This is a genomic window from Marinicellulosiphila megalodicopiae (genome assembly GCF_045862395.1).
Taxonomy (GTDB): domain Bacteria; phylum Pseudomonadota; class Gammaproteobacteria; order Pseudomonadales; family Natronospirillaceae; genus Marinicellulosiphila; species Marinicellulosiphila megalodicopiae.
On the sequence record NZ_AP023087.1, the window covers coordinates 716378 to 728723 of the forward strand.

Genomic DNA, 12346 nt, shown 5'->3' on the forward strand with positions numbered 1-12346 from the left:
GCGTGTTAAAAACATAGGTGTCATTATGACTAAAAAATTGAAAGAAATATTGTTTGAATATAAAGGATTTCTAGTTTTAATTTTACTTATGCTGATAGTTAGGTCCAGTGTGATGGATTGGAATCCAGTACCTAGTACTTCGATGATGCCAACTATAATTGAAGGTGATCGAGTGTTAATTGATAAGCTGGCTTATGATCTAAGATTTCCTTTTTTTAAATGGTCATTAGTGCATTTTAAGGACCCTCTGCGCGCTGATATTGTTGTAATTAATTCCAGTCAGGCTAAAAAACGCTTAATTAAACGAATCATAGCGATACCTGGAGATGAAATATGGATAAAAGATAATAGGGTAGTGATAAATCAATCAGTGTTAAGTGCCCAATTAATAAGGACCGATTATGATAAATTAGCAGGATTTGAAGAACTGCTTGAAACAAATATTACTCAAAATGGAAAAAACCGTTCATATGTTGTTCGTTTATATGTGAATCAAGAAGATATTTCACCATTGAAAAATATGAAGCCACTTAGGGTGCCTGAAGGTTTTTATTTTGTTATGGGTGATAATCGCCATTTAAGCGATGACTCTCGATTAAATCTAAAATTAGTTCCAAGAAATGAAATTATTGGAAAAGCGAAAAGTGTTGTTTTTTCAGCGGATTATGAAAATTATCATCTACCTAGAAGTGATCGTTGGTTTGTACCTTTGTATTTAAATAATCAAGATGCAGTTAGGAAAAAGTGATGTAGTTTATCTGGACCATTCTTAATAATGGCCCAAGTATTAGAACGATAAAAATAAATGGAGTTCACTCAAACTGATACGCAGTTAAGGTTAATTAAGGAGCGTATTGGATAAAATGTAACCAGAAAATCCCAGCCAAGATATCGCCAGCAATAACCAAGCGATAGTGGGTTGTTTGATGATGATTGTTGGCTCTATTGAGTCGCTGGTGTTTTTATTGGCTTTCTTTTTTATTTTGTCTTGCTCTCTAAGTTTTGCCTTATGTTGTTTCTTGTAAAGCTCGATACCCTTTTGAATTCCTTGGGTGATTAGCTTTGTTTGTTGTTTGGTTTGATTTGGTTTTTGAATTGACTTTGCCATTTTTGCGGCATCTTCATTTGATTTGTTGGGTGAGCTTTTCATGTCTGTCATCTTATTGTCAATTATGTGGAGTAGGATAAAGCCTTGATTTTAAAAGTAAATATTTAATTAAATAAAAAAATAGGCATAAAATTTGCTTTATTTTAGATAGTTGAAATTATATGACAATTTTTTGAACACTAAATATCAAAGTAGTTATCACGATATTTATAATTTATCATTTTTACATTACACGGAGACAAGTTATGTCGATGAATTTATTACAAGCTGAACTAAGTAACATTGAAAGTAATGGTTTGCATAAACCAGCTGAAGTAAGTGAAACAAAACGTGATCGAAATCATAGAAAGTTAGCAGCAAGACGAGCTGTTGAAGAGCATCTTGAAAGGCAAAGACTAAAAGAAGAGTATGCAATGGATATGCTAGATTAAACAACCAAATTATCTAAAAGAAGATGGATTATTATCCATCTTTTTTTTCGCCTGTCATAAAACAAGTAATGTTTATTTTTGTTACCCCCTCTTGTAAAGTGAGTGAGTACTACTAATCTATTTGATACAAAAGTATTAATTTATAGAGTATTTATGTCTAATATTTTGACTGTAGATGATAATGAAGCCATGCGTAAAATGATCTCCCATACTTTATGTTTAGGTGGGTTTGTGGTTGCTGAGGCAGAGAATGCTCAAATCGCTTTGGATAAAATGCAGCATGAATATTTTGATTTAATTATAACCGATATCAATATGCCCATCATGGATGGTATTGAATTTACAAAAGCAGTGCGTCAATTAAGTCAACATCGTACCGTCCCAATTCTAGTCCTCTCAACTGAAGATACCGAAGATTTAAAAAAAACAGCCTCCACCGCAGGTGCTAATGGATGGGTTGTCAAACCTTTTTCACCATCAGATTTGATTCAAAAAGTACGTAGCGTTATGCATTGATTAAGTTGTATCCAATCCTTTAACTCTGTAAGTGGGCATTATGAAATATTCTTTTTTATCATTAGTTTTTGTTTTAATGGTTTCATGTCAATCAGATCGAACTGATAATCTAGAAAATTTCCAATCCGCCTCTGGATTTGATGCGAATGTATTGGATTTTTCTGGACGCATTTATGAAGACTCAGTCCGATTAAGTTGGTCATTTAGTTCAGCTAATCAGCAAGTAATGCTCCGACGAGGAAGTGGAAGTTTTCCATCAGATGAAAGTGATGGAACGCTAATGTATAGAGGTGTGAATGATTTTTTTGTGGATGTATCCGCACGGCCAAAAGAAGTTAATTATTATCAATTATTTATTTATAAAAATGAGCAAGGTTATCAGCCCATTGCTCAATTAATTGTTTCTGTTGATACTCAAATTGAAACTACGATTTTGCCTATATTAAATTTAAGACATTTAATAAAAGACGCAGAGGTTATTTTAGAATGGGATGTGCCTGAGGATATAGAGATTTCTCAATTTGAAATTGTAAGAAATAATATTTCTATTGCAAAAACAACTCGCCCATTTTGGAAGGATCTAAACCCACCTATTGGTAGTGAGCTTGAATATGAGGTGTTTAGCTTAAATTCAACCGATGAGCGTTCGAAATCATCTTTAAAATTTATGGTTACTGTTTCTGAGCCAATTATTGAGGTGATTGAGCAATTACTGATTGTAGCTGAAAATAATCAAGCTCACATCACTTGGGGGGTACCTGAAAATAATTATTATCTTAAAACGGTTTTATTTCGAGATGATGTTTTAATATTTGAAGACCTTGAAGGTGCTGGGGTATTTGTTGATAGACAGGTTAGTAACCACAATAACTATAAATACTCAATTTCTCATATTAATACAGCATTGGTGTTTTCTCCATTGTTAGAATTGGAAGTGACAATTCAAGATACCATTGGGCCGAATAACGTGAGTGAATTTCAAATAGATGCAAGAAACAATCAATCCAATATAAGTTGGGTGTTACCTCAAGGTGTCGATTTTGATTATGTGGAGTTATTTAAAAATGACGCCTTAATCTATTCAGGTAATGATACTTTATTTATTGATACCGCTGTTTTGAATGGAGATACTGTTATTTATAGGATTCAAAGTGTCGACACTTCAGGAAATCTTAGTGCGATTGAGCAATTATCTGTTGAAGTCATCGATGACATCGCACCAAATACAATTGCTAATGCGCATATAGAAATCTATGACTCCCAGCTTACTGTATCTTGGGATGTGCCAGAAGAAGAGTATGAAAAAATTCAAGTATATAGAAGTGATTCACCTTTGCTAAATTATCAAGATGGATACTTATTATTTGAGACCTTTTCAGTAGCGCCGTCGTTAGAAATTTTGGATCGAGAGTTAGTCAATGATCAAGAGTACTTTTATGGAATTTTTGTCATAGATAGTTCAGGCAATGTCTCACAAGGGGTTCAACTAAGTGCAACACCTTTAATTGAAGGAAGTATTGAATTGCCAACTAATGCCTCATCAATAGTCGAGTTTTCTCCATTTGACAGTATGATGACTTATGTAATGGATACACAAATTGACTCAAAAGGCAGGGTATTGTTTCTTTGGCAGGACTACAGTTTGCAGCCAGTTGGATTTAAATTAGAACGACGATTTGCTGATGGGCAGTTGGATAGTACATTTGGGGATATGGGGACGGTTATTTTTCAAGATGCTTCTGAAAATATTTACCCAAATAAATTTGCTCTAATTGATACTGGTGAAATAATAGTAGCGGGCAGGACTTATATTAATGAAGATCAGGTTTTATTGCTTGCAAAATTTTCTGAAGATGGCGTATCTGTAAATGGTTTCGGTGTCACAAGTACACATGGAGATATTAATATTGTTGCAGATAGTGCTTCAAAATTTATGACTATTGACCATGTATCTGCCTATTTCAATGACTTATCTGTTATTTCATATTCCGGGAATGATATTTATTTAGTTGGAAATGCCTCTTTAGCATCTGACGATATAATATTTACCCTTAAATTGGATGCTAATATAGGGGAGTTGGATTCCAGTTACGCTTCAGGTTTGGGTATGAGTGCTATTAATACAACCCCTAATGTATTTTATAACTTACGCTCTGCAGTGGATGACTTAGGGCAAATTTATGTCTCAGGTGTAACTTCTGCTACAGGAATATTGGTACGTTTAAATTCAGAAGGGGATTTGGATACAGCTTTTAATTCTGGTGCGCCTGTCATTTTACAAACTGATTCACAGTGCTTGCAATTGCAAGAGGTAAGCAATGTGGCACTGGACAATTCAAATGATATTTATTTAAATATTAATTGCTACGACAATGTTAATTATTGGTCCCCAAAACAAATTCATAAAATTAATGTTGATGGCACATATAGTTCGGCATTTGGGGGGGGCTCAGGAATTACGACATATTTGAGTCAAGATTCAAGTAATATTTCGCATATGTTAATTGATAAGCAACAACAAATTTGGGTAGCCAGTTCGGTAAATATTCAATCAGATTATGATGTTACGCTTATGAAAATGAATTCAATGGGCGTAATGCAAGATGGATATCCTTTGCTATTTTCAAATTATTTTGCCCCAGGTGAATATGAGAATGTAGGGGACTTTTTGATGCACCCACTTTCAGATAAACCAATAATACTTGGAACTAAATATGAAAATGGGTCCGATCATTTATTTATGATGAAAGTAATTACAAAGTCGATAGATTATCTTGAGCCTTCAATGAATTAGTTAAAAACGCATTCACTTTATCAATTAATTGATCTGCTAGTATTTGCATTGCCTCTATACTTGCCCAAGCGATATGAGGTGTAATTATTAAATTATCTAACATTAAATTTTGCATCGCAATGTCGTTTATATGTGGTGGCTCTGTGGGTAATACGTCTAGACCTGCTGCACCAATAGTTTTGTTTTGAAGTGCGTTAATTAAAGCAAAAGAATCAACAATTGGACCTCTTGCAGTATTAATCAGAATGCAATTTTTTTTCATCATTAATAATTCCTTTTCGCTTATAAGCGATTCAGTATCTTTATTAAGTGGGCAGTGAATAGAAATGATGTCCGATGTTGATAAAATTGTATTCAAGTCGACACATGTTTTTTGATCTACTGAATGCCGATTTGATGGGCTATAAAAATTAACTTTCATAGCAAAAGCCGATGCAATCTTTGCAGTTTGTTTTGCTATTTCCCCTGTTCCAATTAATCCAAGAGTTTTACCTTTTAATAAATGTATAGGTGAAGTGAAATAACAAAATTGCTTCGATTTTTGCCAGGCATTTTCTTTTAATGTTCGCTCGTAACTCTTTAATTGTTTGGTTAGGCAGAGCATTAACATAAATACATGCTCGCTTACTGTGTGTTTTGCATAGTTGGTGATATTGGTTACAGTAATGTTTTTTTGTTTGCAGTATTGAAGATCAATAATATTGAATCCTGTGGCTGCTACGCAAATGCATTTTAATTGCGGAAGTTGAGAAAGTATTTTTGCATCTAGTATGACTTTATTGGTGATGGCAATCGTTGCGTTTTTTAAGCGGTCAACCGTTTGTTCATTTAAGGTTTGGCTGTATTCAATATAAGTGCTATTAGGTGCTAGTTTTTTAAATTGAATTTGCTCAGCAAGTGTTGCACGGTCAAGAAAGACTACTTCAAACATAATATTTTCCTATTTAAAAGGCAAAAAAAAGTCGAACTATAAAAGTTCGACTTAAATATAACAAAAAATAAGTGGTACCGACGACTAGATTCGAACTAGCACGAGCTAAGCTCACCACCCCCTCAAGGTGGCGTGTCTACCAATTTCACCACGTCGGCAGAAGTCTTATTCTAAATCTTCAATAGTAGGTTTAGCATCTTCAGAAATCATTGAATCCATAACTTGCTCAGCAGGTGCCGAAATAATATTTCGATCATCATAATCTGATTTAGCTAAATATACCAAAGCTAAGCTAGTTAAGAAAAATAACGTCATCAAAATAGAAGTGGTTTTCGTTAAAAAGTTACCACTACCTGAGGCGCCAAAAATGGATTGTGACGCGCCGCCAAAAGAAGCGCCAGCATCAGCACCTTTACCACGTTGTAATAAAACAAAACAAATTACTGAAATTGCAATTAACACGTGAATGAATAGTATATAAGTAGCCATTGTATTTCCTCCAGTTAAACAGCGGCGGCACAGATTGCAACAAATTCTTCTGCAATCATAGATGCACCACCTACTAAGCCACCATCAATATCTGGTTGGCCAATTAATTCTTTAGCATTAGCAGCTTTCATGCTTCCGCCGTATAAAATGATCAATTTTTCCGCTACATCTGCATTTTTTTGTGCAAATAATTGGCGAATAAATGCGTGCGCTTCTTGAGCTTGTTCTGCTGAGGCAGTAACGCCTGTGCCAATTGCCCATACAGGTTCATATGCAACAATAATATTAGCAAATGCTTCCACACCAACACGATCGATGACAGCGTTAATTTGGCGAGCAACAACCGCTTCCATATTGCCAGACTCGCGCTCTTCTAAAGTTTCGCCGATACAAAAAACAGGAGTAATGCCTGCTTCTAATGCAGTCGCTGTTTTTTCAGCAACCACTTCGTCTGTTTCGCCGTTCATTACACGACGCTCAGAGTGACCAGTTAAAACATGGGTGCAGCCCACTTCTTTGATCATTGATAAAGATGTTTCACCAGTAAAAGCACCGCTTGCAGCAGTGTTTGCAGTTTGCGCGCCTACACTGATTTTGCTGCCTTTTAGTTGTTCTGAAAGAGCAGATAAGTAAACATGTGGTGCAAATACAGCGGCATCTACTTTTGATGTATCAATGCCAGCTGCGAAAGCTTGAGCTAGATTTGCATTTGAGGCTAAATCGCCATTCATTTTCCAATTTGCAGCAACAAAAGGACGACGCATAATAATACCTTTTTAAGTGATCGATGATTTTTTGAGCGCGCAATCTTAGCTGTTTTCAACTTTAGTCGCAATGAAAAAGCGTAAAACGACTGCAAATGAGCGCTTTATATGTTATTTAGGTAGTTCTTCTACCGCTTGTTTAACTTTTTCGGCCAAAGCTTGGCAGACATCGGACACTTGATGCGCGTCTTTTCCTTCAACCATTACACGAACAACAGGTTCTGTTCCAGATGGTCTAAGTAAAATTCGGCCATTATCAGCTAATTCAGCTTCGGCCAATTTGACGGCTTCTCGTACTGACTCAATAGACATCACATCTACTTTAGTTGCTAATTTTACGTTAATCATTTCTTGAGGGTATTTTCTCATGCCTGATTTAGCGGTGTATAACTTTTGATTGCTATCCACTAATGCTTTAAGTACTTGTAAGGCAGCAACAATGCCATCGCCTGTTGAGGTGACGTGTTTGCATAAAATGTGGCCTGAGTTCTCGCCACCAATGATCCAATCGCGTTTACTCATTTCTTCTAATACGTAACGATCGCCCACTTTTGCACGAACAAAATCAATTTCGGCACGCTCTAATGCACGCTCAAAACCAAGGTTGCTCATTAATGTGCCGACAACGCCGCCATTTAATTTATTCTTTTTCTTTAGGTAGCTGGCAATGATGAATAGTAATTCATCACCATCAACTATCTCACCTTTATGATCCACCATAGCAACACGGTCGCCATCGCCATCAAACGCAATACCTAAATCAGCACCCGTTTCTAATACTTTACTTTGAAGTCTTGCTGGTTTTGTGGAGCCACATGCATTGTTGATGTTGATGCCATCAGGGTTGATTGCAATAGGAATCACTTTAGCACCTAACTCATCAAATACCTTTGGCCCAACATCGTAAGTTGCGCCATTCGCGCAATCTAAAACAATCGTTAAACCTGTTAAATCTAAATATCCGCATGTGCTTTTGCAAAATTCAACATAACGGCCGCCAGCATCCGTTAAGCGGCGAGCTTTGCCAAGACCTTCGGAATCGACAGTGGTTAACTCACGCGTGTCTAATATGTCCTCTATGGCAAATTCAACGTCATCGTCAAGTTTCTCGCCTTTGCTATTAAAGAACTTAATTCCATTATCAAAAAATTGATTATGAGACGCACTGATGACAATACCTGCATCGGCTTTAAATGTTTGCGTTAAATAAGCGATAGCTGGAGTGGGCATTGGACCAACTAAAATAATATCGACGCCCGCTGCTGACAAACCTGCCTCTAATGCAGATTCAAACATGTAGCCCGATATACGTGTATCTTTACCAATTAAGATGCGTTTTTTGCCAGTGCTTGCAAATACTTTACCTGCTGCCCATCCTAGACGCATGATAAATTCAGGGGTGATATTGCCTCTGCCTACTAATCCGCGAATACCATCTGTTCCGAAATACTTCTTTTTACGACTCATGATTAACCTTATTCATTGCGTCTACAATCTGTAGTGCTTGTTTAGTTTGAGGCACATCGTGCACTCTTAATATTTGTGCGCCTTTCATGGCGCTGATTACCGCTGCGCTGAGGCTTGCATGCAATCGTTGATCTTCTGGAAGCCCTGTAATTTGGCCAAGCATCGATTTTCGTGAAATACCAATGAGCAACGGTAAATCTAAAGAATGAAATGTTTCCAATTGGTTTAACATTTGAAGATTATGCTCTAGGGTTTTTCCAAAACCAAAACCGATGTCTAAAATAAGTTTTTCCTGCGATATTCCTGCAGTTTGACATTGTTTGATTTTTAATCTAAAAAAATCGCAGACTTCTTCTAATATATTTTCGTAATTAGGTTTGATTTGCATGGTCAAAGGAGAGCCTTGCATGTGCATCAAACAAATAGGTAAATTTGTTTTGGCTGCTATTTCTAATGCATTTTCACGACTAAGCGCCCTAACATCGTTAATTAAATCTGCACCTGAATTATAAGCTTCCCACATAACTTTTGGGTTGCTCGTATCCACAGAAATCAAACAATTAAATTCTTTTTTTAATGCGTTGATAACAGGAATCACTCTGTTTAGTTCTTCTTCGTCACTGACCGCTGTCGCACCTGGGCGGGTGGATTCCCCCCCTATATCAATTATGTCGGCGCCATTTTTAAGCATAAACTCAGCATGAGTTAATGCTTGATTGAGCTGATTGAATTGACCCCCATCGGAAAAAGAATCCGGTGTGACATTTAATATGCCCATTATACTGGTTCGATTTTCTGACAATCCTAGTAAGGATAAGGCGTTGTTTTGCATATGCTTTGCTCAATAAAAAAGACGACCTAAGTCGTCTTTTGTTTAACTAGAACCAAAGTTTAATCTTTTTGTTCATTATTTTCATCTGATTCTTTTGGTGTTACTTCGGAATCTGTTTTCTGTGCAGGAGTATCCACGCTTGGAATGTTCCAGTTTTTAGGTGGTTGAACCGGGCGTCGATTCATAATGTCTTCAATTTGGTCAGGTAATAACGTTTCGTATTCCATTAGCGCTGTTTTCATAGCTTCAAGAATGTCCCTGTTATCAGTTAGTATTTTAGTAGCATTGGTATATCCAGTTTCTAAAATATCCATGACTTCTTTATCAACTTTTGCACGAGTTGATGAAGTAAAGTCGCTAGATGAACCACTTCCACCTAAATAGTTCTGTTCTTCTTTTTCGTATAAAACAGGGCCAAGCTCTTTAGAAAAACCAATTTTTCCCACCATGTATCGTGCATAATTTGTGGCAACTTGAATATCTTGCTGTGCCCCAGTTGTTACGCCGTCAAACCCATAAATTAATTCTTCCGCTATACGGCCGCCGTAAGCAACCTCAATTGAGCTTAAGAACCATTGGCGGGATCGGCTGACCACATCACCTTCAGGAATTTGCATTAAGAAACCTAACGATTTAGAGCGTGGAATGATCGTTACTTTATGAATTGGATCCGATTCTTTACTTAAATAAGCTAATATTGTGTGACCAGATTCATGATATGCCGTATTTTCTTTTTCTTGATCAGTCATCACTTTGTTTTTACGTTCAGATCCCATGATGATTTTGTCTTTGGCTTTATCAAAATCTTCTGCGCTTACGGTGCGTTTATTTAATCTTGCTGCAAATAAAGCTGCTTCGTTGACTAGGTTTGCTAGATCGGCACCAGAAAAACGTGAAGTGCCGCGTGCGACTACTTTTAAGTTAACCGTTGAGTCCAATGGTACTTTTTTGGAATGCACTTTTAATATCTGTTCACGACCAACTACGTCAGGTAGAGAAACTTCGATTTGGCGATCAAAACGACCAGGACGTTTTAATGCTGGGTCTAATACGTCGGGACGGTTTGTTGCAGCAATGACAATAATCCCGTCGTTAGCCTCAAATCCGTCCATTTCAACTAATAATTGGTTTAATGTTTGTTCGCGTTCATCATTTCCGCCACCCATGCCTACACCACGAGAGCGACCAACGGCATCAATTTCATCAATAAATACGATACAAGGCGCTTGTTTTTTAGCTTGTTCAAACATATCACGCACTCGTGAAGCGCCTACGCCTACAAACATTTCGACAAAGTCAGAACCAGAGATTGAAAAGAATGGCACTTTTGCTTCACCAGCAATGGCTTTTGCTAATAATGTTTTACCCGTACCAGGTTGGCCAACCATTAATACACCGCGAGGAATCTTGCCGCCTAAACGATGATATTTACCAGGGTCGCGTAAGAAATCGACTAACTCTTCAACGTCCTCTTTTGCTTCATCAACACCCGCTACATCAGCAAATGTTGTCTTAATCTGGTCTTCAGTAAGCATTTTGGCTTTAGATTTACCAAAGCTCATCGGGCCACCCTTACCGCCGCCACCGCCTTGCATTTGACGCATAAAGAAAAAGAAAACCGCAATTATGATTAGTATTGGAAAACTCGCGACGAGAAGCTGAGTTAATAAGTTGGGTGTTTTTGGTTGAAGATATTCAACTTGAACGTTGTGTTCTTCTAAAAATGGAATAAATGTTTGATCAAATACATAACTGGCATTGTAGACCGTTGTATATTCTTTACGATCACGGGTGTAAATTGTGATGACGTCGGTTCCGATTTTAACGCTTTCAACACTGCCATTAGATACCATCATTTTGAAGTCACTTGATGGGATGGTTTCTGGTGCATTCATCTCGCTGATGTTCATTGCTATTACAAGAAACACTGAGATCAATACAAGCCATAACACTATATTCTTTGCCATAATTTTTACACTACCCTATTAATTGAATGAGGTTGGTATCATTGAATGAAACCGGTTGCCACTACATACGTTTCTTTAGATCTAGCCCGAGATGATTCGGGTTTACGTATGACGACTTTATTAAATTGTTGGCGAAGTGATTTGATGTATTCATCGAATCCTTCACCATGGAAAATTTTTGCCACAAACGCTCCGCCTGGTTTAAGCGTATTTTGTGCCATTTCAAAGGCCAATTCGATTAAGTACATCGATTTTGGCTGATCAATTGCGGACATTCCACTCATATTGGGTGCCATATCCGAAATTACAAGGTCTGCTTTATTATTTCCTAAATAATCTAAAAGGGATTGATAGACTGAATCTTCTGTAAAATCCCCTTGAATAAAATGCACACCTGCAATTGGATTCATTTCTAATATATCCGATGCTAGGACTCGCCCGTGGTCACCTACGTATTTTACAGCCACTTGAGACCAGCCCCCAGGCGCACTGCCAAGGTCAACTACGGTCATGCCTGGTTTTATAAGCTGATCTTTTTCTTGTAATTCTATTAATTTATAACAAGCACGAGATCGATATCCGTCTTGTTTTGCCTGATTTACATATTTGTCATCGTGGTGTTCTTTTAACCAATCACCACTGCTTTTTGAGCGTGCCACAAAACTACCTTTTGTTCATTAACGTAAACTGATTTAAACTATCGTTTTTAAAAAGTGAATATACCCCATGAGTTTAACCCAAGATACTAAAAAACGTTATAGGTCTATCGGCCATTCTTTAAATCCAGTTGTGATGGTAAGCGAAAATGGCTTGACTGAAAACGTGCTTGAAGCCATTGAAACGGCTTTGTTTGATCACGAATTAATCAAAGTTAAAATAAGCGTAGGTGATCGTGAAGATAAAAAAGCAATCATTGCTGAAATTCTTAAACAAACTGGCTGCACTTTGGTTCAATCCATTGGCAAAATGATTTTGATTCTTAAAGAAAATCCTAAAGCCAAGCCAAAGCTTTCTAATTTAAAGCGCCCTCTTTAAAACTGTAAGTGA

General features: G+C 37.0%; 13 protein-coding genes and 1 tRNA gene. 5 read left to right on the plus strand and 9 right to left on the minus strand.

Annotated elements, in window-relative coordinates:
* The first annotated feature begins 25 nt into the window (after positions 1-25).
* The gene (gene lepB, locus TYM08_RS02945) at positions 26-748 is read left to right on the plus strand and encodes a signal peptidase I (protein ID WP_422381480.1); all 723 of its coding nucleotides are present in this window, start codon (positions 26-28) and stop codon (positions 746-748) included.
* Between the two features lie 90 nt (positions 749-838).
* On the opposite strand, the gene TYM08_RS02950 is transcribed toward lepB, so the two are convergent.
* Positions 839-1159: a DUF2956 domain-containing protein gene (locus TYM08_RS02950; RefSeq protein WP_422381481.1), complete on the minus strand. Its 321-nt coding sequence runs from the start codon at positions 1157-1159 to the stop codon at positions 839-841.
* Between the two features lie 194 nt (positions 1160-1353).
* Between TYM08_RS02950 and TYM08_RS02955 the strand changes: the two genes are divergently transcribed.
* The 3 genes from TYM08_RS02955 (at position 1354) to TYM08_RS02965 (ending at position 4849) form a co-directional block, all read left to right on the plus strand.
* Positions 1354-1539 (plus strand): PA3496 family putative envelope integrity protein, encoded by a 186-nt coding sequence (locus TYM08_RS02955; protein WP_422381482.1) that lies wholly within the window; start codon positions 1354-1356, stop codon positions 1537-1539.
* A 153-nt stretch (positions 1540-1692) separates the two neighbouring features.
* Positions 1693-2055, plus strand: coding sequence for a response regulator (locus TYM08_RS02960; protein ID WP_422381483.1), 363 nt, complete (start codon positions 1693-1695; stop codon positions 2053-2055).
* Positions 2056-2095: 40 nt separating this feature from the next.
* Positions 2096-4849, plus strand: coding sequence for a hypothetical protein (locus tag TYM08_RS02965; protein ID WP_422381484.1), 2754 nt, complete (start codon positions 2096-2098; stop codon positions 4847-4849).
* Here TYM08_RS02965 and TYM08_RS02970 read toward each other — a convergent pair.
* The 8 genes from TYM08_RS02970 to rlmE all read right to left on the minus strand — a co-directional run bounded on the left by TYM08_RS02970 (position 4809) and on the right by rlmE (position 11958).
* Entirely contained in the window at positions 4809-5780 is a 972-nt protein-coding gene (locus TYM08_RS02970; RefSeq protein WP_422381485.1) for a D-2-hydroxyacid dehydrogenase, read from the minus strand. The genes TYM08_RS02965 and TYM08_RS02970 overlap by 41 nt on opposite strands.
* Positions 5781-5852: 72 nt before the next feature.
* Positions 5853-5938, minus strand: a tRNA-Leu gene (locus tag TYM08_RS02975).
* A 7-nt stretch (positions 5939-5945) separates the two neighbouring features.
* A complete protein-coding gene (gene secG / locus TYM08_RS02980; RefSeq protein ID WP_422381486.1) occupies positions 5946-6269 on the minus strand; it encodes a preprotein translocase subunit SecG in 324 nt (107 codons plus the stop codon).
* 14 nt (positions 6270-6283) lie between these two features.
* Positions 6284-7033 (minus strand): triose-phosphate isomerase, encoded by a 750-nt coding sequence (gene tpiA / locus TYM08_RS02985; protein ID WP_422381487.1) that lies wholly within the window; start codon positions 7031-7033, stop codon positions 6284-6286.
* A gap of 111 nt (positions 7034-7144) precedes the next feature.
* Positions 7145-8500: a phosphoglucosamine mutase gene (gene glmM, locus TYM08_RS02990; RefSeq protein WP_422381488.1), complete on the minus strand. Its 1356-nt coding sequence runs from the start codon at positions 8498-8500 to the stop codon at positions 7145-7147.
* Positions 8490-9332 carry a dihydropteroate synthase gene (gene folP, locus TYM08_RS02995; protein WP_422381489.1) on the minus strand — a complete coding sequence of 281 codons (843 nt, stop codon included), beginning with the start codon at positions 9330-9332 and terminating at the stop codon, positions 8490-8492. The genes glmM and folP overlap by 11 nt, the downstream gene beginning before the upstream one ends.
* Positions 9333-9391: 59 nt before the next feature.
* Positions 9392-11299, minus strand: a complete 1908-nt coding sequence (gene ftsH, locus TYM08_RS03000; protein ID WP_422381490.1) for an ATP-dependent zinc metalloprotease FtsH — start codon at positions 11297-11299, stop codon at positions 9392-9394.
* A 38-nt stretch (positions 11300-11337) separates the two neighbouring features.
* Positions 11338-11958, minus strand: a complete 621-nt coding sequence (rlmE, locus tag TYM08_RS03005) for a 23S rRNA (uridine(2552)-2'-O)-methyltransferase RlmE (protein ID WP_422381491.1) — start codon at positions 11956-11958, stop codon at positions 11338-11340.
* Between the two features lie 67 nt (positions 11959-12025).
* Between rlmE and yhbY the strand changes: the two genes are divergently transcribed.
* Positions 12026-12334, plus strand: a complete 309-nt coding sequence (yhbY, locus tag TYM08_RS03010; RefSeq protein ID WP_422381492.1) for a ribosome assembly RNA-binding protein YhbY — start codon at positions 12026-12028, stop codon at positions 12332-12334.
* Positions 12335-12346 lie beyond the last annotated feature (12 nt).